18 protein-coding genes are annotated in these 25,329 nt (G+C 34.6%); 13 read left to right on the top strand and 5 right to left on the bottom strand.

The features are described from left to right. Window positions 1-13: 13 nt before the first annotated feature. The 7 genes from H5V42_RS07355 to H5V42_RS07325 all read left to right on the top strand — a co-directional run bounded on the left by H5V42_RS07355 (window position 14) and on the right by H5V42_RS07325 (window position 11,805). Window positions 14-1,471: a DUF5723 family protein gene (locus H5V42_RS07355; protein WP_185782495.1), complete on the top strand. Its 1,458-nt coding sequence runs from the start codon at window positions 14-16 to the stop codon at window positions 1,469-1,471. 10 nt (window positions 1,472-1,481) lie between these two features. After that, window positions 1,482-6,851, top strand: a complete 5,370-nt coding sequence (locus H5V42_RS07350; protein WP_185782494.1) for a T9SS type A sorting domain-containing protein — start codon at window positions 1,482-1,484, stop codon at window positions 6,849-6,851. 1 nt (window position 6,852) lies between these two features. Next, window positions 6,853-7,596 carry a hypothetical protein gene (locus H5V42_RS07345; protein ID WP_185782493.1) on the top strand — a complete coding sequence of 248 codons (744 nt, stop codon included), beginning with the start codon at window positions 6,853-6,855 and terminating at the stop codon, window positions 7,594-7,596. Between the two features lie 58 nt (window positions 7,597-7,654). After that, window positions 7,655-8,275 carry a hypothetical protein gene (locus H5V42_RS07340; RefSeq protein WP_185782492.1) on the top strand — a complete coding sequence of 207 codons (621 nt, stop codon included), beginning with the start codon at window positions 7,655-7,657 and terminating at the stop codon, window positions 8,273-8,275. A 92-nt stretch (window positions 8,276-8,367) separates the two neighbouring features. Beyond that, complete coding sequence (locus H5V42_RS07335) at window positions 8,368-9,816, top strand: LytR/AlgR family response regulator transcription factor (RefSeq protein ID WP_185782491.1); 1,449 nt, start codon at window positions 8,368-8,370, stop codon at window positions 9,814-9,816. Window positions 9,817-9,844: 28 nt separating this feature from the next. Next, on the top strand, window positions 9,845-11,038 hold the full coding sequence (locus H5V42_RS07330) for a CHASE2 domain-containing protein (protein WP_185782490.1): 1,194 nt from the start codon (window positions 9,845-9,847) through the stop codon (window positions 11,036-11,038). Beyond that, a complete protein-coding gene (locus H5V42_RS07325) occupies window positions 11,011-11,805 on the top strand; it encodes a hypothetical protein (protein WP_185782489.1) in 795 nt (264 codons plus the stop codon). Before H5V42_RS07330 ends, H5V42_RS07325 begins: the two co-directional genes overlap by 28 nt. A gap of 77 nt (window positions 11,806-11,882) precedes the next feature. On the opposite strand, the gene H5V42_RS07320 is transcribed toward H5V42_RS07325, so the two are convergent. After that, on the bottom strand, window positions 11,883-12,686 hold the full coding sequence (locus tag H5V42_RS07320; RefSeq protein ID WP_185782488.1) for a hypothetical protein: 804 nt from the start codon (window positions 12,684-12,686) through the stop codon (window positions 11,883-11,885). A gap of 176 nt (window positions 12,687-12,862) precedes the next feature. On the opposite strand from H5V42_RS07320, the gene H5V42_RS07315 reads away from it, so the two are divergent. The 3 genes from H5V42_RS07315 (at window position 12,863) to H5V42_RS07305 (ending at window position 15,888) form a co-directional block, all read left to right on the top strand. Beyond that, window positions 12,863-14,179 carry a DUF5723 family protein gene (locus H5V42_RS07315; RefSeq protein WP_185782487.1) on the top strand — a complete coding sequence of 439 codons (1,317 nt, stop codon included), beginning with the start codon at window positions 12,863-12,865 and terminating at the stop codon, window positions 14,177-14,179. A 27-nt stretch (window positions 14,180-14,206) separates the two neighbouring features. Continuing rightward, a complete protein-coding gene (locus H5V42_RS07310; protein ID WP_185782486.1) occupies window positions 14,207-15,361 on the top strand; it encodes a hypothetical protein in 1,155 nt (384 codons plus the stop codon). Between the two features lie 77 nt (window positions 15,362-15,438). Further along, on the top strand, window positions 15,439-15,888 hold the full coding sequence (locus H5V42_RS07305) for a nucleoside deaminase (protein ID WP_185782485.1): 450 nt from the start codon (window positions 15,439-15,441) through the stop codon (window positions 15,886-15,888). A 235-nt stretch (window positions 15,889-16,123) separates the two neighbouring features. Here H5V42_RS07305 and H5V42_RS07300 read toward each other — a convergent pair whose 3' ends face one another. The 4 genes from H5V42_RS07300 to aspS all read right to left on the bottom strand — a co-directional run bounded on the left by H5V42_RS07300 (window position 16,124) and on the right by aspS (window position 20,248). Further along, complete coding sequence (locus tag H5V42_RS07300) at window positions 16,124-16,315, bottom strand: cold-shock protein (RefSeq protein ID WP_185782484.1); 192 nt, start codon at window positions 16,313-16,315, stop codon at window positions 16,124-16,126. Window positions 16,316-16,394: 79 nt separating this feature from the next. Beyond that, on the bottom strand, window positions 16,395-16,661 hold the full coding sequence (locus tag H5V42_RS07295) for a hypothetical protein (protein WP_185782483.1): 267 nt from the start codon (window positions 16,659-16,661) through the stop codon (window positions 16,395-16,397). Beyond that, a complete protein-coding gene (locus tag H5V42_RS07290) occupies window positions 16,658-18,442 on the bottom strand; it encodes a chloride channel protein (RefSeq protein ID WP_185782482.1) in 1,785 nt (594 codons plus the stop codon). The genes H5V42_RS07295 and H5V42_RS07290 overlap by 4 nt, the downstream gene beginning before the upstream one ends. Window positions 18,443-18,499: 57 nt before the next feature. Continuing rightward, window positions 18,500-20,248 (bottom strand): aspartate--tRNA ligase, encoded by a 1,749-nt coding sequence (gene aspS / locus H5V42_RS07285; RefSeq protein WP_185782481.1) that lies wholly within the window; start codon window positions 20,246-20,248, stop codon window positions 18,500-18,502. 180 nt (window positions 20,249-20,428) lie between these two features. On the opposite strand from aspS, the gene H5V42_RS07280 reads away from it, so the two are divergent. The 3 genes from H5V42_RS07280 to H5V42_RS07270 all read left to right on the top strand — a co-directional run bounded on the left by H5V42_RS07280 (window position 20,429) and on the right by H5V42_RS07270 (window position 25,312). Beyond that, complete coding sequence (locus H5V42_RS07280) at window positions 20,429-23,359, top strand: SusC/RagA family TonB-linked outer membrane protein (RefSeq protein WP_185782706.1); 2,931 nt, start codon at window positions 20,429-20,431, stop codon at window positions 23,357-23,359. A gap of 9 nt (window positions 23,360-23,368) precedes the next feature. Beyond that, window positions 23,369-24,682 (top strand): RagB/SusD family nutrient uptake outer membrane protein, encoded by a 1,314-nt coding sequence (locus H5V42_RS07275; protein ID WP_185782480.1) that lies wholly within the window; start codon window positions 23,369-23,371, stop codon window positions 24,680-24,682. Window positions 24,683-24,961: 279 nt separating this feature from the next. Next, window positions 24,962-25,312: a nicotinic acid mononucleotide adenyltransferase gene (locus H5V42_RS07270; RefSeq protein WP_185782479.1), complete on the top strand. Its 351-nt coding sequence runs from the start codon at window positions 24,962-24,964 to the stop codon at window positions 25,310-25,312. The last annotated feature ends 17 nt before the right edge of the window (window positions 25,313-25,329 follow it).

Raw genomic sequence — 25,329 nt, 5'->3', positions numbered from 1 at the left:
AACCAACCATTCTATGAAAACGAAATTAACAATATTACTCCTATGGCTTTTTGTCGTCTCCCCATCTTTTGGGCAAACTAGTCAAGGACTTTCTTTTGATAACTATAATGGTATTTATAATATCGCTACAAATCCAGCATTTTCAGTCGAGTCTAAGAGTAAATGGCATATTAATGGCTTATCGTATTCTAGTCTTAATTTTACAGCTATTGGGGTTAATGATGCTTTAAGTTTAGAATACAATAAAAGTCCTAATGGTTTCAATGCAATATCATTTGAAGAAAACAATACTAGTAATGAAAACCTTCATAATGCCTTTACTGAACAAGATTGGTTGCTCCCCTCGGTAATTTTTAAACCCACAGAAAGATTGGCATTTGGCTTATTGTTGCGTGCAAGGCAGCTTACAAATTATTCAAATTTTAGTGGTAAGTTCTGGCAAGGATTAAATGCAAAAACTGGTTTTGAAAATACCGGCCCCATTCAAAACGACCCACATACTTTTGTAAATACATCTCATAGTTGGAGTGAGGTTGGTTTAAACATCTCTTACACGTTGGTAAACTCTGACAAACACCTGATTAAAATCGGTGGTACTGCTAAATTACTACTAGGGCAAGGTGTGGTAAACATTAGAGGAGACAATTTCTCTATTTCTAAAACCCAAGAAAATCCTAACCAAGTAACAATTTCTGCGGACTCATTAAAGTATTTAAATACCTATGAGAATCCTTTTAATTCAAATGCTGATATCATCACACAAATTGATGAAAATAATATTTTTGCTGGCCCATTTAATAGTTTTTTTAATTCAACCTCTACTTCTGGTAATCTAGGTGGTGATGCGGGTTTGGTATGGGAATACAGGCCAAGTACTACCAACCGTTTAGACAGGGGAGTGAGTGAGGCTGCTGTAAATTTATACAAACTCAAAGTTGCGGCTGCAATAGTTGATTTGGGCAGTATTACCTATGAAACTAATCCTAATACTGATGGAGCTATTGTTAATGATACCTACCAAATTTCACAATTACCATTGGCAACTTCAGATTTTCCGGATGAAAACTTAATTGCAGTGTTAAGAGAAGAAACAGGGGAAGAGGTGAATAGAAGCCAACCTCGCGGAGAAGTGAAAGTGTCTTTACCCACTGCAGTTAACGTAAATGTAGATTACCTTTTTAGCGCTAATCAGAACATTTACATTAATGTAAACTATATGCACCCTATACGAAAAAATACCGATGCTTTTTCTAATCAGAGAAACCAAATGGTAACGGTAACCCCACGAATGGAAAACCCAAATTGGAGTTTTTATTTACCACTTTCTTATGGTGTAGACAGCGGATTTGCTGGTGGTATTGGTGGTCGTTTTAAATTTATAACCGCGGGGTTATCTGTAAGCAATTTTGTAAATGAAGGCGGGCTTAATTATCTCTTTATAGGGATTAACCAAACCCTATTCAAACTTTAAAAATATTGGTATGAGAAAACTATTATTTATAAGTCTAGTGTTCTTTGCAACCTTAAAATTGCATAGTCAAAACTATACCTTTATTCCAGACGCTGCATTTGAGCAAGCTTTAATTAATCAAGGCTATGATGATGTTTTAGACGGACGCATTTTGACCTCATCAGCAGCGGCGGTGACCAGGTTAGAAATGTCTAATCAAAACCCAAAAATCACTGATATTACCGGTATTGAGGCTTTTACTAATTTAGAGTATTTTGAAGCCATTGACAATAGCATTGTTGTTTTAGATTTTACCAAAAACACCAATCTTCAAGAGATTAGATGCTGGCATAATAGCTCCAGTGACCGTACGGTTGAAATGTTAGATGTTACCGGATTAACCGCACTTACTTATGTGGGTTTAGACAATAATTTAATACGCGTTGCTGATTTTTCAACAAACAGTGCGTTGCAAATAGTAGGTATTCAGAACAATGAATTAACTAGTTTAAAATTTCATCCTAATGCAGACTTAGAGTTTCTACGTTTTGGCGATAATAGTTTAATTACTCATGTTGACATCTCTTCTAATGATACCAACATAAATACGTTTAGGGCTGTTAATAATCCTAATTTAACTTGTATTCAGGTGAGCAATTTAACTAATGCGCAAACCAATCCTAATTGGGAAGAAGACAATATTGGTAATTACTCAACCACCACATGTGCAGAAGCTGCTTTTACTTTGGTACCAGATGTTGGATTTGAACAATTTTTAATTGATAACTCTTGGGATTCAGGAGTGCCAGATGGAAGAGTTTTGACTTCAAATTTAAATTTTCAAGGAAGATTTAACGGTTTTAATATTACAGATGGTTCCTACAATATTAATGAGTTAACGGGTATTCAGGATTTTACAGATGATATAGAAGGTATTGATATTCAAAACCAACCCCTATCCATCACACCATATCTTGGCCCTAACCCAAATTTGAATTTGATAATTTTTCAGAATAACCCTAATTTAAATGATGTCTCTTTTTTGTCATTTTCAAATCTGACCAATATTACGTTAACAGGTAATGGGTTAGATAGTTTTTCAGTTACGGAATTCCCGCAATTAGCATCTTTACAAATTTGGGAGAATCTGAGCTTTTTAGACGTAACGCAAAACGTGAATTTAGATTCCTTGTCTCTTAACAACAATAATATTTCGGAAATAGATGTACTTCCACTTTCCTCGTTAACAACGTTAAGCCTTTACGGTAATAATATTGGTGATATTGATTTAAGTCAAAATACCAATCTAATTAGTTTGACTTTGGGAGAAAACAATCTGACAGAATTGGATATTTCCAATAACCTAAGCTTAGAACTATTGGATATTGGATATAATTCTATTTCCTTAATTGATGTTAGGCCTCATTCAACTTTGGAATTTTTAGACTTAGAATTTAATAATTTTTCAACTATAGATGTTACTCAAAATCCTTTGTTAACTCATCTATTATTAACTAACAATTCAATCTCCACAATTGATATTTCTCAAAATAGTAACCTAGAAGTGTTAGAGCTAGATGAAAATAATCTAACCGAGATAGATTTATCTCAGCAAACAAACTTGTTTCTCTTTTATATCAATGATAACCAAATCTCTGAATTAAATATTTCTAACAGTTTTGTAGAAGAAGCACCTGGAGTTTTTACCTTTTTTAATGCACAAAACAATCCTAATTTATCTTGTATTCAGGTAGACAATGTAACAGATGCTCAGAACAATACTAATTGGACAAAAGACCCAACAACTACGTACAGTTTAAATTGTGGTAATCAGCCATTTACCGTAACAACTTCTATTGGTGGAGATGTAGTTGATATAGACCCAGAAGCCTGTTGTACAGCTTACGAAATCACTGAGGGCGGACTACTAGAAATTTATTTTGAAGCTGACGCTATTGCAACCTTAGGTGAAGAATATATTGTTCAACTTTCTCTTTCTGGTAGCGAGGCAACTGAGGCAGATATTTCAAATAGGGAAAATAGTCCAACACTACAATACACCTATTCCGTAAAGGCTGGAAACCCAGACAATACTATGCAAATTGATATCCTGAATGATGGTATTGAAGAATTGGGTGGAGAAAATTTAAAATTAACTTTTACAGCAGTTGGTTCAAACTATTCTTTTACCGGAACTACGGTTTATGACATTACCATTAATGACCAACCAACAACACCATACACTGTTGCGGCTAACCTAACAAATGCAGGTAGTTTACCAAACTATACCGTAACTGAGGGGCAAACCTTTAATCTAAACCTTAATGCAGATGCAACTGCTCAAAACGGAACGGTATATAATCCAATTATCACGGTAACCAGAAACGGCGTTGATGCAACCGCTGATTTTTCGATTTCGGGTCTAAATCAACCAATAACAGTTAATAACGGTGTAAACCCTGATGGAAGTATTCAGTTTACTGCTAATGATGATGGTAATGATACTGGTGACCAAGTCTATACCATAACTGTGGCTTCTGAGAATACAGCAAATTATACTATACAAACGCCAGAAACTTTTGTGGTAACGGTGACAGATGCTTTAAATGCACCAATACTTTTGAGAACAACGGTAATAGGAGCTACACCGAATGGAAATAATTATGAAATATTAGAAGGACAGACTTTAGAGATACAAATAGAAGCTATAAATGGCATAGATGGAACTTCTTTTACCATACCATTAGATTTGAGTAATACTACTGCTCAAACTGCAGATTATACTGGGCCAGAAACCTCATTTGAGGTTACGGTAGATACCAATGCAAATCCTGATGGAGCTTTAACTTATGTAATTGTAGCCAATGATGGTGATGATGCGGGCGAGGTTCTCGATATCATTTTAGATCAACCAGTAGGGTATCAGTGGGAAGATGTCTCAGGTGACGGTTTTTTAAGAATTAGAGTTACAATTAATGAACCCTCAAGTACCGTATTTACAGTAACTCCAAGTATTGAAAATACAATAATTATTGGAGACTATCCAACTTTAGAAATAACAGAGGGAGACACTTTTAATATCAATTTTGAGTCTGATTCTAATGCCATTGAAGGAACTGAATACCAACCTCAATTCATAATTGAAGATGAAGAATTTGCTTTGGATTTGTCATCAGACTTCATTGTAAACTCTCAGCCACTCATAGTAAATAGTAATAACCCCGATGGTTTTATAGAATTAACTGCTCTTGATGATGGAGAAAATGGAGTAGATAGGGAATATTTGGTCTATATAACACCTGCACCTGACGAAGATTATTATTTTATTAATGAACCTCAAGTTTTTAAGATAATCGTAAAAAATAAATTAGACCCTAATGCTCCGTTTGCAATTGATATATTCTTCACTGGTAATTATCGATTAGACGATGTAGGAAGTTTAGCTTGTTGTTTTTGGTATTTAGTCGAGGAAGGTGAAAAAATAACAATTAATTATGATGCTGAGTCACAAGCTCCAAATGGTTCTGAGTATCAGGTTAAATTGAATGTTACACCCAATGGTTTTGCCCCAGATGACAGTGTGTATATCCCGTTCAGTGAAGATAATGATGACTATAGTTTTACTGAAAATGTTGATGAAGTGCTTACGAAAGTTGTTAATTCCAATGAAATCGATGGTTTCACGCAATTAACAATCGCTGATAATGTTGATGGTAATAATACCTTGGAATACTTCACCATAGAGTTTGATTCTGAAAACCCTATAAACTTTCGGGGGGCTGATGAATCTGACAACTTTACTTTTGTAATAATAGAAGCACCTTTTGCTCAGTTTCAAACCACTTTTCCCTCCGCCAGTGAACCTTCTGAAGAACAACCGCAAGCTGAAAACGGAGAGGTCTTTTTTAAAGTTGATAATCCTAACGTAGAAGACATTAAAGTTCAGTTTAGACTTACAGGTAGTGCCACTTATTTGGTAGATTATCAACTTGCTCCTATGGAAAGTATTGAGGTAGTTGATGAAGAAGCTCAAATATTTAGTATTCTATTAAACCAAGATGGTGAGGCTAGTGTTGTGGTGGTTCCAATTGATGAAGACGCAAATAATCAAGAGCCAGAACCAACCGAGTCTGTGATTTTTACCCTAGTTGATAGTTTTGGATATAAAGTTCAAGAAGGTGAGTTTGCAGAAGTTTCTATTTTGGATACCGATAGGTCTACAAATTTTGTTTTTCTTGCAGATGTTTCCGATGAAAATAAGTTGATTTATGAAGATCAATCTAGGGGGGCAACATCATTTTTTGAAGTTTCATTGCTTGATCAAGATAATATTGCCTTAACAGCTAGTGAAGATATTTTAGTTGAATTTACTATACAGAGAGAAAACAATCAACCTATAACAGGGGTAGATTATTTAATATTTGATGGTAATGATAATAATAAAACCAATATTTCACAGAATAGTGAGTTTTACGTTACTATAAAATCCGGAGAAAATAATGGATTTATTTCGGTCGAGGCTTTACCAGATACTGCAGTAGAACCCCAAAACGAAAGAATACAAATTCAATTAAGTTCGGGTTCCAATTACGAAGTTAGACAAATTGAAAAAACGGCTTCCATTGCCATTGTAAGTGAACAAAGAGGAGACCAATTTGATCCAAGTCAGATAATTGCAACAGTGAGTAGTCCAACCTGTCCAGGATTTAATGAAGGCGCCATTTTAGTTACCAATAACACGCAATTCAATTTTATAGCGGAGTTATTACCCACTCAAGAAAATGTTCCAAACCAAGAATTAGCTCAAGATAGCGATATTACTTTTGATGAATTGCCTGTTGGTGAATATGAAATTAGATTAACCGCTGTAGATAATGAAGAAATTATTGCACCTTCATTTAAACTGTCTATTAGAAATGCATTACAGGAAAATTCATTACTAGCTTCAACTATTGATAGTGATTTAAAAACAGCCAATCTTACGGTAAGCGGAAGTTCAAGATACCAAGTGCGAGTAAACAACTTGGTTTACGATTTTGAATTCGATGATAGAGAAGCTAATGACTTAAAAATACCAATTGAAAATGGCTCAAATAAAATTGTAATAACTGGTGAAGCAGTTTGCCAAGGCGAATTAAATACAGAAGTATTACTCTCTAATTATTCTATTTTCCCTAATCCGTCTGCAAATTTAATTTATGTTAACGGCCTTATGCCTAACGCAACTATAGATGTTTCATTTTATAATCTAATGGGACAACTGGTGTTTACAGAACAGAAAATTTGTAATGGTTCGGGCACTATGGAAGTTGATGTTTCTAAACTACCTCCTGGCTTATATATTGGTAAAGTAAAATCAACTTCCCAAGAGCTATTTCAATTAAAGTTATTAAAAAAGTAAGATGAAAAATTTAAGAATTATTACAATAGTATTTTTCACCCTAAACTTTTTTATAGGGTGCGAAGAAGGTGAATTTATTGCTGATACCTCTGGAGCGATAAATCTAACGGAGCCTAAAAAAGATGCCCTCTGTGAAGGCGGAGAGCCTCAAGGCAATGGTAGAATTTTAATCCCGTTTAGATGGACTTTAGAAGGGGATGATAGTTACGATAGTTTCACGGTAAATATTTATGAAGCATCTAATTTAGAGGCTCCGGTTGTTACAAGTCAAACTCAGAATGGAACTCAAACTTCTATTGAAATTGAATTAGAAAGAGGTAGAAATTTAACTTGGGAAGTTATTGGTAATATTTCTGGTAGCACAGATGTGGTCCCAAGTTTAAAATGGGGTTTTTATAGCGAAAGTATTCCTCAAAACGATAACGCTCCATTACCAACAAGAATATTATCCATAGAAAGAAGATTAGATAACTTTTTTATTACTTGGGATAATGATAATGAATCAGTAGATGAATTAACTTATAATATATATCGTTCCATCAGCCCTGGTATACAAGACATTTCAAATGAAAATAATTATACAAAAATTGGTAATACAAGAAGTGAAACAGATTCAAAAGAATTGACTTTACGTTTTACTGAATTACCTGATAGGGGTGAGTATATTTTTAGAGTAGAAACTATAAAATCTATCTCTAGCAGTATTCAGTTTACAACCAATTCGTACTCAAAATTTACCTATTAACCAATCTCCCATCCCCCACCAACAAAAACAATTTTATAAACCCTTTACTAAAGTAATTATGAGAAAATTAGTTGTTTTGGTGGCGCTTTTGGGCATAACCACCACCACATTTGCACAAACCGATGAGCAGTGCACCGATTTAAAAAGTAGAATACCGAAGAACTTAGTTGAACTGTCTGCATTTACAACTTTAACAGTAGACTTAGAAAACGATTGTACTTTTCAACCTATTCATTACCAAGTAAGAACAGAACAACCAACAACAGAAATTATAGCCCGTTTTACAGGTGAAAAGGTTGGAGATGATTTTGCTATCGAAAAAGTTGAACTTAAACATTTTGAAATAACCGAAAATGCTAGAACAGTAATAATTGATTCTGCTTACTTTAAAAATTCGGAGATTAATGATAGAATGAAGGTTATAGTTGTTTTATTAAGAAACTTAGACGATAAAAAGTGGGATGATGCCGAAGCCCGAAAGGCAAGACTAGAACAAGAAATTGTGGATTTTGCACTTATACCAGATGCTCCTGAATTAATCTCTAGTGAAATGATTATAGATATTCATATTAACAACGAGGAAGAACTATACCCCGAACCTGAAGTTTTAAGGTCTGGCGGAGAAGAAGTACTTGGTAGACCCTTTGGAAGTCACTGTAAAACTAAAGTAGTTTACTAAAAAAATATTAATTGAAGAGTTTTTATTGCACCCTTATTATTTTCATTTTTTATTTCTTCTCGTTTGCTCAAGATTTTAGCAAATTAGACAGTTTGCTCTTATCATATAAACGTTTAGAAATTGAATCATTAGAAAAGCAAATTTCATCAATTGAGAATCTTAAATTAAAACAGTTATTCCAATATGAAATTGCTTTTCAAAAAACGGGTGAGATTGTTGATACAAATTCTTTGAATTTAGATATAGTAGACGAACGTGAAAAAAGAATTGGGCAGTATTTACTTACTATTCTTAACAGCCGAATAGATGATAAAAAGTCAGCCACGCAAATATCACAATTATTAAAACTACTAAGAGAAGCAGAAATAGTATCAGATACAATTTACATCAACCTCGTAATTCAATCTATTAACGAAAAGCTTTTAAATAATTCAAAGAACTTATCTAGATATCTAAACTATATAAATGTAGCAGAAGATTATGCTCAGGATAGTGTTGATGTTTTCTATACAAATCTTCACAAGATTTTTTATGTAGAACTACAAAATGATGAAAATCCAAGTGGGATGCTTCCAGATGAAATTAAAGAAATCGACAGCCTATTTAAACAAGTAAGAAATAATGCAATATCTCCATACTTTATTGCTTATGCACAAAGTATGGAGAGCGTATTTGAATCTTTTGTAAAACAAGATCAAGTCAGAGCTTTACAACTTAATGATAGTGCTAGAATAAATTATGGTAAAAGGCCACATTATTATTCAAGGTATGGTATACAAAGTGTCAATTTTAATTCTGCGATTCTTTTATTTAAACTTTCAAAATTTGAAAAAGCAATAAAATTATTTCAACATGCCATAAATAATGAGCATAATCTAATCTATAAAATGGAGGGGTACGACTGGCTTCACAAATGTTATGATAGTATCGGAGATTATGGAAATGCCTATAGTGCATTCAAAAGAATGGGTGAAGTAAAAGATAGTCTAAATCTACTTAAACACGCATCAGAAATTGAAGCAATCGAATCCAAATACGACTTTAAAGAAAAAGAAAAAGAATTAGCTGCCCTCGCCCTAAACAATCAAAAACTCGTGAACAAACAAAATGTGTTGGTGCCAATTTTAATGGGAGTTATAATACTGGCCAGTCTTGTTTTTTTCCTATACAGAAAGTACAGGTCTAAAAGTGAACAATTAGAAGGGGAACAAAGTGAAACCCTTAAAAAATTAGATGAGATTAAAAGCATTGTAGTTAAAAACCATATTGTTTTAAAAGACAAACGTAAAGTATATGTGGCTGACCTTATGTTTATAAAATCAGAAGACCACTATCTAAACCTCTTTTTGGCAGACGGTAATAACTACTTTGTACGCGGTAAATTAAAAGATATCAAAGAAGAATTGCCACCTAATTTTATTCAGTGTCATCGTTCTTATATTGTAAACAGAAATTTTGTAAAACAACAAATGGCAACAATATTACTTTTGTTAAACGGGGAACGTGTACCCGTTTCTAGAAGCTTTAAAGATAACTTTTAATCAGCACTCAAATATACCAACCCCACGTATGACAGTTAACTCAAAATCAAAACTATTACTATTAGATACCTTACGGTGTATGGTATTTTCGGCAGGTATTTTGTTTATATTGTTTTTGTTAACCAGACTAATAAATTTTGGAGCATTCGATTTATACCGGTTAACCTTTAAAGAATTTAGTTTCTTAGATACCTATTACGCTGAAGATTTTAAAAGAGATAAAACCAATACTTGTGAAGAAATAGTACTGGTTAACGTGCAGCATTTTAACCGTTCAGAACTTGCTACCATAATTGAAAACATCCAAAAAGAACAACCCAAAGTTATTGGGGTCGATGTTATTTTTGACCATCAAAAAAAAGATAGCACAGATAAAAGGCTCTCTGCGGCATTGCAACCAGAAAATGTGGTTACTGCCTTTGCTTTTCAAAATAGGCAGCTAGTTAAAAATCATCCGGTATTGGGCGTTTTCAGACACAAATTGGGGTATGCTAATTTTAATTTTGATACGTACAATGCAGTTATTCGAAATTTTCAAGCAAAAAACACCTTTGAAGGTCACGAATACCAATCCTTCGGTTTGCGCGTAGCACAAACCTATTTAGGTACCCGTAAAAAATTACACTGGGTTGCTATTGATTCTAAAAGTATACCAATAAACTATAGCGGTGGCCTAAACCGGTATGAGGTGGTAAATGGTAATACGCTGTTGTTAGGTAAACCAGAACCAATACTGAAAAATAAAATAGTATTACTTGGTTATTTGGGTACCCCTCTAGGTAGCCAATTTGATATTGAAGACAAGCATTTTACACCTATGAATAAGGAGTTTTTAGGTAAGTCGGCTCCAGATACGTTTGGGGTAGTAGTACATGCCAACATTATAGAAATGTTAGTAAAAGATAAAATGCATTACATAGTTCCCAATTGGATTGTTTGGTCCATTGGGTTACTACTTACCTTTTTATCGTTGGCCTTTTTTATCACTTTGAACAAAAAAAGCCTGGCAACCTATATGTTTACCAGAAAAATAACACAACTTGCAATAACTATACTTTTTATAGGAGTTGCCCTATGGCTCCTATCAAACAATGTATACTTTAAAATTACCTCGGTAATTTGGTATATTGTTTTAAGTATTGAATGTATATGGGCGTATAAAGTATTTTCTAATTACACTAATAAAAAATTCGGATGGAAAAGTTATTTCTTTCAATCGTAGTACTACTTTGTATATGCGCAAGCAATCCAGTTTTAGCACAGAATCAAGAACAGTATTATTGTACGTATCTGGTTGAGGGGCAACCTATGCTAGATGATGAAAAAACCTTAGAAAAAGGCATGTTTGTTAGGCCTAATAATTTTCTAACCTTAGGCGAAGAAGACCATATTATCCTCATGGATCAAGATGGATATTATTATGAGATAAAGAAAAAAGCCATAATACCCTACGCCCGTATAAAACGCTACACAAAAAAGGAAGTGCAAAGTTCATTTTCTGTGAAATACTTAAAATACGTTTGGCAAAAACTATGGGAGCGGGAAGAAAGTGAAAATATAGGTGTTGTTTTTAGAGCCCCAAATTTGAGTAGAGCACTAAAACCTTTAGATAGCACTACTTTAAATGGCAATGCGGTTGCTTTTGAATGGAAAACTCCTGCAAATGATAGTTTGTCTTATTTTTTTCTAAGTGAAGAAAAAACAAAAGACACCTTATTACTTAAGCTTAACGGTAATCAATTGTATATACCTGTAGATGATAAGTTACTTAAATCAAATACATCTTATGAATGGTACGTAGGCACAGATAGTATTATTAAACCAAAGCTTTCAGGTTTTTCTAAATTGACCATTTTAAATGATGCTACTTTTAACGCCAAACTAGAAGAATATGAGCAACTAATTACAGAATTAGGTCATTTAGGTATTTCTAGAGAACAAGCTTTAGAAGCTATCTGTGAAGATGTTCGCTTTTGTGATATGCGCTAGTTCACATATACGGCTATATTTAGTTTAAATGGTAAAGCCCGTCAATTTGAGGGTTTTTTAGAAGTCTTAAAGTGAGATTACCTAAAAATGGCCGGTAGTTTACCTTGGTGTTTTTCATACAGTCCTAACCATTTGTCCCAGGTTTCTTTTTTAGAGTTAACCTCGGTAATTTTTACGGTAACAGACTGTAAAATCTCCATTTTTGGTAGTAATTGATAATCTATATTTCTAATGAGTTCCTTAGCGTCTGGCGCTGCGTTGTTAATATAAAACGGATTGAGCACAAACTCTTTTTTGGTGTTATTTTCATCATAGTAATCAAAGAGCACTTCTAACACAATATTTACAGTAGCATTTTTGGGTTTTAGTTTTGAAAGTGATGCTTGTAAGTCATAAGATTTTAAACCCATATAATAGTAACCCTCATGTTTTTCATAATTTCCAAATTCAAAAACAAAACTGCTCAATTCCACAGCTGAAGTTGCGTTGTCACCTTCAATAGTAAAAACAAGTTCTAAGTTTTCATCAATATAATTTATATCGTTGGCGTTCTTAAAAAAATTAAATTTGGCTTGGTCTTCATAAACAAACTTGGTAGGGTTGTAGAGTAACTTGGGTAAAAATCGTACTAAACTTACCAGACCCGCTTCAATAATAGGATTCACCAATCCACCTTGTAGTGCATCATCTTTTTGTTGAAAAGACAGCGTGGCATTTACATTAGCTAACTGTTCTATTTTAACCTTGTTGTTTTCCAAAGTATATACTGGGTTTTGGCCTTTGGCTTTTGTACAGCCAAAACCAACGCAAAAAAATAAAACGGTTGCACAAACATATTTTTGGGTGTGAACTTGAAAAAAGGGGGTGAAATTGATGGTCATGTTTTTGAATTTCAAGGTTACTACAAAGTACGATTTATATTCAATTCGCACTTTATCAAGTTAAAACAACTAAAGACTTAATAATAAGCTAATACAAAACATCAAAAAATACTCATTTGTTGGTATTTCTTAGCGTTAATAAAAAGCTCACCTTTATCCTTAAGAAAAACCAACCAATGAAATTCATTCTAGTTATAAGTTTTCTTTTTTGCAGTTGCATTGCTTTTTCACAATCGTATTTGGGATATATATCAGACAATTACTCTGGTCTACATAGTCTAACAGTCAACCCAGCAAATAGTGCAGATTCTAGAATGAAGCTCGATATTAATTTAGTTTCAGCGGGTTCATTAATTACCAATGATTACACTTATTTTAGTTTTTCTAACATTAATGAAATTATCGAAGGAGAAGAGTTAGATAACATTGTTCGTTTTCCTTCTAACAGTAATGAAGCCTTTGCAGATTTTGATGTTTTAGGGCCTTCATTTATGCTTAGCATTGCCAATAAACAGGGTGTCGGAATAGTAACCAGAGTACGAGCATTAAATACTTACAGAAATATTAACGGTAATCTTTTAGAAGCGGTTATCAATAGTTTCCCAGATGAAAATTTTGCTTTTGAACAACAAAACCTTAATGCCATTACGCACATTTGGGGAGAAGTTGGTTTTGTATATGGTAGAACTTTAATAGATACAGATAGACAACTGCTAAAAGCCGGGGTAACTCTTAAATATTTATTAGGTGCAGGTGTAGCAGAAACCAGTTCTAATAATTTGGCAGGTAGTTATTCTTTTAATAACAATACGGTAGATTTAAATGGAGATTTATCTTATTTAATAACCTATGAAGAGGAGCAATCTGCTGATGAGTTTTTAAACGACCTCACTGGTGGTTTTGGTTTGGATTTAGGAGCTTCATTTGAACTTAAGGACAAAAATGCAGGTTTACGAACTAATGTGCATAGCGATTATAAGCTTCGTTTGGGTGTGGCCCTATTAGATGTAGGTTCCATAACCTATAAAGACAAAGAAAGTTACTCGTATACCTTAAATGCTGTGGTAGATGCTGACCAAATTGAAGAAGACTTTGAAGAGGCCATTCAAATTAACTTTGAAGAACAAATAACTAGAGGAGATTATAAAGTAAAACTACCTGCATCACTACGTTTTACCGCTGATTATAAAGTTACCCAAAGCCTATATATCAATTTAGATATGCAACAACGCCTAGTAAATGCAGATTTACGCTTTAATAGTGCCAATTTAAACAGAATCACCCTTACCCCTAGATATGAAAGTAGACTATTTGGTTTTTACCTGCCAATTACACATACAACACCTGGTAATCTATTTGTAGGTAGCGGTTTTAGATTAGGACCTTTATTTGTTGGTTCTAGTACATTATGGTCTACTTTATTGTCTGATACCTCCTCCGCAATTAATGGTTACATAGGTTTTAAAATACCTATTAAACGAAAGAAATTTTAGCAAACCCTATACTTAAATACAATAATCATGATTAAATTAAGAGTGAGCAGAATTCTACTTTGTGTAGTTTTTTTGACTTTTATTGCCTGTGATAATGAAAGCGAAGTAGACGATACTACAGATGACCAAGTTAGTATGCAAGATGATGATACTACTGGTGAAGATAATGACGACGACACCACAGGTGACGATGATAACTCAGATGATGACACCACAGACGATACAACGTCTATTGCGTTGGAACAAATAAGCTCAGAAATCACCATAGTTGATGGTACTGCCGTACAAGGTCTTCCACCACAACCAAACGGTAGTTTAGATTTTCAGATAGCAACAGAAGACCAGTCGGCCTATCTAGGAACCGGTTTTTTAATTACAGTGAGTTCAGATGATACACCAACCGGTGCTTATATTTTGTTTAAAGACGCTAATGGTAATGCGGCCGAATCGTATTTTGATGTAAACTTCGCAGCTGAAAAATCAGCAAAACGTTTAGGCTTAAGAGGTAAACATGCTACTACAAGCCAAACTGCCAAGATGGTTGATAACCAATTTATTGAGGTGGCTTTTACACAAAACATGCCTACAGGTAATTTTTGTTATGACATTTGCTTGTATGATAATGCTAATAATATCAGTCAGATAGTTACCAGATGTGTAACTGTTGACGAATGGGGCGGGGATACCAACATTACTGGAAATTGGCTATTTGATAGAGAACTAGAAAACGGGATTGTTCTAAGCAACGATGCTGGTGAAACCACAGTTGCCTGTAACGCAGGCGGCAGTATTACTGTTCTAGAAGAAATGATAGAAAAAGATGATTGGTTTTTAAGTCTTCAACCGGGTGGTGACTACTATGAAGAATACGACTTTTTAAGCTATGATTTGGATGTGGATAAAACCGCAGCTGATTGTGAAGCTGCTTATCTTACAACAGAGATTGCTTATAAAGACAGATATATTGGTAAGTGGTCTTATAATGCTTCAGGATTAACCATTGTTGATTTTGCATATGAAGATTTAAATGATAGTGCGAATAATGAAACTTTTGAATCTGGTGAGCTTTATTTTTATGAAGTAGACGCTGAAATCATTGATGGAGAATTGGTGCTTTCTGAAACTGTAAGTTTTGAAGGTGAAGCCGTAACTTATCAAGCAATATTTAAGCCTGTTGAATAAGCTGTAAGAAATCTAAAGCCCGACAGTATTGTCGGGTTTTTTTATGCCCTTATCTTTGGAAAAAATCAGTGCTGTTGATGAAAAATCCGTTTGACGATAATTACTTTATGAAAAAAGCCTTACAAGAGGCTGAAATAGCTTTTGAAAGAGGAGAAGTTCCCGTTGGGGCAGTCGTTGTGGCAAAAGACAGAATTATAGGTAAAGCGCATAATTTAACTGAACAATTGAATGATGTTACCGCACATGCCGAAATGCAAGCCATAACCGCAGCTTCTAATTTTATCGGAGGTAAATATTTACATGGTTGTACTTTATACGTTACCCTAGAACCTTGCCAAATGTGTGCTGGAGCTTTATATTGGAGCCAGATTTCAAAAATTGTCTATGCGGCGGCAGACTTAGAAAGAGGGTATAACGTCATGGGTACATCTTTACATCCTAAAACCGAAGTAGTGAGCGGCATTTTAGAAAAAGAAGCTGCTGACTTACTCAAACGTTTTTTTATTCAAAAAAGGAATCTAAACTAGATAAGTGCTGAATTCTAGTAATTAAATTCTATTGGTATCTTGAACTGCACAAATGAATGTTAGGTCGAGTGTGCTAGAGCCCTTTTTCTAACTACCTACTGTGCTCATAGTGGCAGTATTGGTTTTAAGTTTTACTGAAGTAAAATTTGCGTTTATTTAAGGAGGTTTCAGTAAACTAAAAAACCCTGACTTTGAGGTCAGGGTCATTAAAATCATTCAAAATAAAATATATTTATTAAAGTAACTGTACTTGAACAGCTACTATACCTTTTCTGCCTTCTTCTTCTTGATATTCTACTTTGTCACCTTGAGAAAGTTCTAATCCGTTCAATGAAGTTGCATGAACAAAAATGTCTTTGCCTGTTTCGTCATTAGTTATGAAACCATAACCTTTTGAATCGTTAAAAAATTTTACCGTGCCGGTCATTTTAAAAAAAAATTAGTATGAATAACGAAAATAATAGAATAGTTGCTTGACAAAGCGTTTTAACAAAGAAATAATATGATTATTGCGAATTATTTGTCTTTTTGCCTTCCTTATTTTTCATTTTATCAATATTTTCTTTGGTTAACATGTAATCTTTCATGTTTTTACCTTTGCTTTCTTTAATAAGAAATAGTGGCATAGCCACAAAAAAGAGGCTGAGCGTACCAAATCCAATAAATTTATGAGCTAAAGCTTCATTGTCTGGTTTTAGTTGAAATCCATAAATAATGGCGCCCAAAGAAGCTAGTAAAATACCTAAAGTTAGATAGTTATATTTCTTTTTCATCGGGTATAATTTAGAAGTTCTCTGCGGTAAGCTGTCAATAATTTTGATTTAGATACAAAACCATAGTATTTTTCATTTTTAATAACGGGTAAATTCCAAGCACCACTTTCTTGAAATTTCTGCATTATTTGTTTCATATCATCTTTTTCATAAAAAATCTTTTCTGGCGGGGCATGCATTAAGGTTTCTACATACGTTACCTCATACAAATCAGCATTGAACATTATTTCCCTAATATCATCTAAAAGTAGTATGCCCATAAGTTTTTGGTCCACATTTACAACTGGAAAAATATTACGCGTAGATTTTGTCACTGCCTCTTTAAGCATTTCGCCTAAAGTCATATTAGGTCTAACCGATTTAAAATTAGTTTCGATAACATCGTCTAATTGCATCAAAGTTAATACTGCTTGGTCTTTGTTGTGGGTTAGCAATGCACCCTGTCTTGCTAGCTCCCTAGTGTAAATGGTATAATCCAAAGTATTTCTCGTAATTAAATAAGAAATGGATGCAGTTATCATTAAAGGTACAAATAGCTGATATCCACCGGTGATTTCAGCAATCAAGAATATTGCTGTTAAAGGCGCATGAATTACCCCAGCAATAAGCCCAGCCATACCTATAAGCGTAAAATTAGCTTCAGATACCTGAAATCCAAAACCTAAATTATTAATAGCCTTTGCTACAACATTACCTAAAGCACTACCCATTACCATAGTCGGAATAAAAATTCCACCGCCACCGCCTGCGGCAAAGGTGGTTGTCATTGCAATAGCTTTAAAAATGGTTATACCAAATAACAAGGCAATTACTACCCAAATGTTATGGGTGTAATCATCAAATGGGGTTGTACCTAAGGCCGTTAAATGATTACCATCTAATAAATTGTTGATAAAACCAAAACCTTCTCCATAAAGCGGGGGAATAAAATAGAGCATTATACCAATAGCTAAACCGCCAACTAACAAGCGATATTTTGGACTTTTAAGAGGTTTAAAAAGTTTAAATATTCCAAAATACATTCGCGTAAAATAGATAGAGGCAAAACCAGTACTCACTCCAAGTAGTAAATAAAACAAAGTATCATTTAAATCGAATCCTTGGGTTAATGAAAAACTGAAAAGCGATTCGTTTCCTAAAAAAAAATATGAGGTTAACACTCCAGATATTGAGGCCAAAAGTAAGGGCAGTACGGAAAGCATAGTTAAATCCAAACTAAAAACTTCTACTGCAAAAATAATAGCTGCTATGGGCGATTGAAATATAGAGGAAATAGCACCAGCGGATGCACAAGCAACTAATAGCGAACGTGTTTTGGCATCTACATGTAGCCACCTACTTAGCCAAGAGCTTAAAGCAGAACCCGAAGCAACTGCGGGGCCTAATAAACCTGTTGACCCACCAAAACCTACTGTTAATGGAGCTGTTATTAAAGGGGTATAAATTTGTTTGGTACTTAAAACACCTCGTTTTTTTGAAAGCGAAAATAAGATGCTTGAAACGGCATGCTCTAATTTTTCTTTATGCACGTATTTTACGTAAAGAAACACTAATGTTAACCCAATTATAGGTAGGATAAAGTACAATTGATTCTCAGAGAAAATAATACCTTCTTCTAAAAAAGCCTCAATAAAATAGGTAAGATTTTTTAGCGTTACAGCTGCCAAACCTGCTAGAAACCCAATAACTACACTTAAAATTTGTACAAAAGTTTTGTTAGAGAGGTTTTTGTACCTCCATTTTAAAAACTTTGTGAGTAAAGACTTTTTTTTATTGGGCATTGCACCTGTTGGGTCTAGTATAAATGTATAAAAAAACCCGCCAGAGGCGGGCGTTAATTATAAATCCAGTTTTAGGTGAAGTTCTTTTAATTGTTCATTGTCAATAGTGGCTGGTGCATCTATCATTACGTCTCTACCACTATTATTTTTTGGAAAAGCAATAAAATCTCTGATGGTTTCTTGCCCGCCTAAAATAGCTACCAGTCTATCTAAGCCAAAAGCAATTCCTCCGTGTGGTGGAGCTCCATATTGAAACGCATCCATTAAAAACCCAAACTGCGCTTTTGCTTCTTCTGGCGAAAAACCTAGATGTTTAAACATAACAGCTTGTGTTTCTTTATCGTGTATACGTATAGAACCACCGCCGATTTCATTACCGTTTAGAACCAAATCGTAGGCATTAGCTTTAACTTCACCTGGTCTACTATCTAATAAATCTAGTTGGCCTGGCTTTGGAGAAGTAAAGGGATGATGCATAGCATGATAAGTACCTGTTTCTTCATCCAATTCTAATAATGGAAAATCAACCACCCAAAGCGGAGCAAATTCATCTGGTTTACGTAAACCAAGTTCCTGCGCTAAATGCATACGTAAGGCACTCAATTGTGTTCTAGTTTTGTTGGTTTCCCCTGATAATACCAAGATTAAGTCGCCTGGTTTTGCATTAGTTACTGCGGCCCATTTAGCTAAATCTTCTTGATTGTAAAACTTATCTACGGATGATTTAAAACTTCCGTCTTCATTACAACGGCAGTAAACCATACCTTTAGCTCCTATTTGAGGTCTTTTTACCCAATCAATAAGCTTATCTATTTCTTTTCTAGTGTATGAGTTTCCGCCTGGCACAGCAATACCAACTACCAACTCAGCAGTATTAAAAACATTAAATTCTTTATGTTGTGTAATAGAATTTAACTCGCCAAACTCCATTCCAAATCTTATGTCAGGCTTGTCGTTACCATAACGCTTCATAGCCTCATCATAAGTCATGCGAGGAAATTTCTCAATATCTACACCTCTTATAGTTTTTAGTAAGTGCTTAGTTAGACCTTCAAAAGTGCTTAAAATATCTTCTTGTTCAACAAACGCCATTTCGCAGTCAATTTGAGTGAATTCTGGCTGACGATCTGCACGTAAATCTTCGTCTCTAAAGCACTTAACTATTTGAAAATATTTATCCATGCCACCAACCATTAGCAATTGCTTAAAAGTTTGAGGTGATTGGGGTAAGGCATAGAACTGGCCTTCATTCATTCGGCTAGGTACTAAAAAATCTCTAGCGCCTTCTGGTGTAGATTTAATTAGATATGGGGTTTCCACCTCAATAAATCCTTGCTCAGATAAATAATTACGAACAGCAATTGTTACTTTATGTCTAAAGATTAAATTGTTTTTAACCGGATTTCTTCTAATATCTAGATATCGATACTGCATACGTAGTTCTTCACCACCGTCAGTCTCATCTTCAATAGTGAATGGAGGAAGTAAAGCTTGGTTAAGCACGTTTAGTTCTTTCACCAATACTTCAATCTCTCCTGTGGGTATATTTGGATTTTTAGAGGCACGCTCAATTACCTCACCCTTTACTTGAATAACAGTTTCTCTGCCAAGGCTTCGCGCTTTTTCTAGTAAGTCGGCGGCACTACGTTCTTCATCAAAAACAAGTTGCGTAATACCGTAGCGATCACGAAGGTCTACCCATACTACAAATCCTTTATCTCGTAATTTAGATACCCATCCGCTAAGGGTAACGTTAGTACCTGTATTTTCTGCTCTTAACTCTCCGCAACTATGGCTTCTGTACATGCCTAAAAATTTTAGCTGCAAATGTAAACAGTTAAAGTATCTTATTTAAATTTTTTCGAATTCCATATTAATTCACGAAAACGTTTGCGAAACCTTAAATTTTTATTAAAAAAAACCAAAGGTCTTCTAAACTTTCCTACTTTCCTACATATAATTTACTAACAAATTAAACATATGAAAATGAAACTTACCTTACTTAAGAGGGGGTTGTTATTGTTGTTTGCAGTATTGCCATTCTTGGCTTTTTCGCAAGGAACCGTGTCAGGAACAATAACAGACAACTACAACCTACCTTTGCCGGGGGTTACAATTATTGAAAAAGGAACCACAAATGGTAGTTCATCAGATTTTGATGGAAACTACAGTATTCAGGTTAACTCTTTCCCGGCAACGCTCCAATTCTCATCATTAGGTTACACTACTATCGAAAGAGAAGTAAGTAGTGCAACAACGCTAGATGTAATTCTAGATGAATCAGCTACTGGTTTAGAAGAAGTAGTAGTAACAGGTTTAGGAACTTCTATAAAAAGAAGTAACCTGGCCAATGCCGTAGCTACAGTTTCTTCTGAAGAACTGGTAGGAACTACAGGTCAAACAACGGTAGATGGTGCTTTATATGGTAAAGTACCAGGTGTAAACATTACCTCATCCTCAGGTGCTCCTGGTGGGGGTTTTGCACTTAGATTGCGTGGTGTTTCTTCTATTAATGGTAATAACCAGCCTTTAATTATTGTGGATGGTGTTTACGTAAATAATGTTGAAATACCTTCTGGCTTACGCTTTGCTTCTGGTGCTAACCAAGGAAATGAAGAAAACGCTGGTAACCGTTTAGCAGATTTAGATCCAAATGATATTGAAAATATTGAAATATTAAAGGGCTCCTCTGCTGCAGCTATTTATGGTCAGCGTGGTAATGCTGGTGTAGTTATCATTACAACTAAAAGAGGTAAAGGCGGTAAAACCAGAATTAATTTTAGACAAGATGTTGGTTTTAATGAAATTGCTAATCCGTTAGGAATTAGACCTTGGACAGAGCAGTCTGTGCTAGATACTTTTGGGCAAGATGAAGCTGATAAATTCAATGCTGTTATTGCTTCTCAAGGTGCTTTATATGACTATGAAGATGCCATTTATGGAGAAACGGGTTTAATTACTGAAACTAGCTTAAGTGCTACTGGTGGTGGTGAGAAAACAAAATTTTATTTGGGTGGTTCTTATAGAGATGAAGAAGGTATTGTAAGAAATACCGGATTTGATAGATTCTCTTTACGAGCGAACATCGACCACAGAATTTCAGATATTTTTGATTTTACATCTACAACCAATTTTGTTAGAAGTAATTCTAGCAGAAGTTTTACAGGTAACGAAAACGAAGGTGGTTTAAGTTATGGTTATGTATTAGCTTTTACGAGACCTTGGAATAATCTTTTTCCTGATGCTAATGGTAATTATCCAAACAACCCTAACTTTTCTGGTAACCCAATTTTTGTTCGCGATAATACTGAAAACTCAGATGCTAACAATCGTATAATACAGGGTTTAACCTTAAACACAAAGCTGTTGACTACAGATATTAATCGTTTACGTTTTTCCAATAGTGTTGGTGTTGATTATTTAGCGAACGAAACATTTGTTTACGTTCCAGAAACGCATCAAGCCCAGCAAGGTAGAAGTGATGCTGGTTTTGTGGCTCAAGGTAAAAATAACTTTACTCAGTTTAATACCTTATCTACTTTAGTTTGGAATCATGATGCTATGGAAGGCGACCTTGGGTTAACAACTCAAGTAGGTGTGGCGTATTTATATCAAGATGCTAACTTAATCAATGCCAGAGGTACGGGTTTAGCAGCAGGTCAAACTAGTGTAGACCAATCTGCAAATCAGGTAACTGATCAATTCAGAAGCGAGGAAAAAGAATTAGGATACTTTGGTCAGGTTGAAGCAAACTATAAAAACCAGTTTATTGGAACTTTAGGCTATCGTATAGATAAATCTACTCGTAATGGCGACCCCAATAAATTTTATGGTTTTCCAAAAGCATCTCTTGCGGTAAATGTGGCCAATTTTGATTCTTGGGGTATAGAGGCTATAAATCAGTTAAAATTTAGAGCTGCTTATGGTGAAACCGGTAACCCTGCTAGTTTTGGTTCTACCTTTACAAGTTTAGGTGCAAGTAATATTGGTGGTGTAATTGGGCAATCAGCAGTAGGTGTTAAAGGGGATGCAAACGTTGAACCAGAAACAGCCAGTGAAATTGAAGTTGGTTTTGATATTGGCTTTTTAGATAGTAGATTCTCTTTAGAAGCTACATACTACAATAAGCAGGTTAAAGACCTTATTTTAACCAGACAATTGCCAGCTTCATCTGGTTTTACACAAGAAACCACCAACTTGGCAGACTTGAAAAATCAAGGTGTGGAATTAGCCGTTAATGCAAATGTTGTTGAAGGTGAGGACTTTAATTGGACATCTGGATTTCAATTTTATTTAAATAGGTCTGAAATTACCCGTTTAGATGTTCCAGCTTTTGCTCAACCCGGAGCAGGTTTTGGTACAGGTTTAGGTACTATTTTTATTGAAGAAGGTCAACCAGTTACTCAATTAGTAGGTAATATTGATGGTACGCTTACACAAGTAGGCAATACAGAGCCAGATTTTCAAATGGCGTTTAATAACAACTTGACCTTATTCAAGAATGTTGACGTTTCATTCTTATTTCAACTTAAAGCTGGTGGTGACAACTTAAACCTATCTGAGTTTTTGAATGATTTAGGTCAAACTAGTGTTGATTTAGAGACCGAGGCAGGTCAAGCTAGGTTAGCTACACCAACTAATGCTATACGTTTTGTTGAGCCTGCAGGGTATTTACGCTTAAGAGAAGCTGCCGTGTATTACAGATTTCCTAGAGACGTGATTGATTCTATTTTTGGTGAAATTGTAGATAGTGTTAAACTCGGAGCTTCTGGTAGAAATATTTTTACGATAACTGATTATACCAGTTATGACCCAGAAGTTTCTGTAAATGGTGGTGCAGGTCTGTCTACCGGTATAGAGGTAACGCCTTTTCCAAGTTCAAGACAGTTCTACGTTCACTTAAATGTTAATTTCTAAAAAATTCAAATGAAAAATATAATGAGAACAATTTTAAAATCTTGTTTGCTCTTGTTACTTGGTTTTGCTGCCTCTTGTTCTTTTGATGAGGTTGTGGATCCTAACGGACCAAGTGTTGATGGTGTGCAATCAGAAGCATCTAAAGGGCAATTAAATGAGCTTGTAGTAGGTATAGAATCTACATTGCGTAACGGTCTAGCTATTGAGACCACAGCTAGTGGCACCATGGCGAGAGAACTGTATCTATTTGATGCTGATCCAAGAAATACAGGTGATTTGTTGGGTAAAAACGGAATTGGATTAGATAACAACTCTTTCTATAGCACGGGGCAATGGAGTGGAAGCTACCGTTGTATCAAAAATGCGAATTTGTTGATTGAAGGTGCTACAAATACAGATGCAGTTAATGACGAAGAGCGTAACGGTTATTTAGGTTTTGCCAAAACCATAATTGCTTATGAGTTAATTCAAATGGTGAAGTCTTATGATAGAGCAAGAATAAACGTAAGTGATTTTGATAATTTAGGTCCAATTGAAGATGCTGCTACTGTTTTAACTTATGTTAGAACCTTATTAGAAGAGGCTAACGGTAATTTGTCTGGCGCTGGGTCTTCTTTTGCGTTTAACCTAAGTTCTGGTTTTGCCGGCTTTGATTCGCCTTCAACTTTTGCTCAGTTTAATAGAGCTGTAGCAGGTATGGCTGCGGTATATGATGGTGATGGTACTACAGCTTTATCTTATTTAGGTAATTCTTATTTAGATTTAGCAGGAGACCTAACTATAGGACCTAAACATATTTTTGGCTTGGGTGGTGGTGACCAATCTAACGGCTTGTTTAAAGTTGATGGTGAAAATGGCGACCAAATTATTGTTCATGATAGTTGGATTAATGATGCGGAAGCTGGTGATACTAGGGTAACTTCGAAAACCAATCCAAGACCAAATCCACAAGCTCAAGATGATTTAAATGGTACCAATGAAACAAATTTATACGTTACCAATACTTCACCAATTGATATAATGCGCAATGAAGAGCTAATTTTGTTATATGCTGAAGCAAGTATTCTTGCTAATAATTTAGACGATGCAGAAACTGCGCTAAATGTGGTTCGTAATGCAGCGTCATTACCAAATTATTCAGGAGCATTAAGTACAGCGGAACTTACAACTGAAATGCTTCAACAACGTAGATATTCTCTTTGGTGTGAAAATCATAGAATGTATGATTTAAGACGTTATGGTTTATCAAGTACTTTACCAATAGATCGAGCAGGAGACCAAATTTTTGATACACTTCCTGTTCCGTTATCAGAGAATGAGTAGTTATTAAATCAAGCTACTACGTATACAACCCGCTCTGTTATGAGCGGGTTTTTTGCTTTTTATACATAAATAAGAGCAACTTGTGTAATTGTTTTGAGGGTGTAAACAAATTATTCGTAACATTAGATTAACAATAAATTTACAAATTAAGTGTTTTAAAGTATTGATATTCAACTATTAAAATTTATAATGTAAATTTAATGTTACGTAAAAGTTTATCAAATGTAAATTTATTGTATCTTTGTAAACAGATAGATACAATAATAAAACCCAAGAATTATGAAGAAAGTATTATTAATGGTGGTTCTGTTGCTAGCGGGTTATTCGTATTCTCAAAATAATACCGATCCCAAACTTGAAAAAGTAGGTAAATTAATTAAAGCAACATATTATCATGACAATGGAGAAATAGCCCAAACAGGTTATATGCTTCAAGGAGAATTACATGGCCAATGGTTTATGTATGATGTTAACGGAAAAAAGGTTGCCTCTGGTAAGTACAATAAAGGTGCAAAAGATGGCAAATGGTTTTTCTGGGATGACCAAATATTACGTGAAGTTGATTTTGCAAATAATCAGATAACTAACGTAAAAAATTGGAATCAATCTGAGATTGTTTCAATACACTAATTAGGGTTTAGTGTTTA

Origin of the sequence: Croceivirga lutea (assembly GCF_014235875.1) — a bacterium.
GTDB classification, from domain to species: domain Bacteria; phylum Bacteroidota; class Bacteroidia; order Flavobacteriales; family Flavobacteriaceae; genus Croceivirga; species Croceivirga lutea.
Note: the sequence above shows the minus strand (reverse complement) of the source record. Positions and strands in the feature narration are given on the sequence as shown.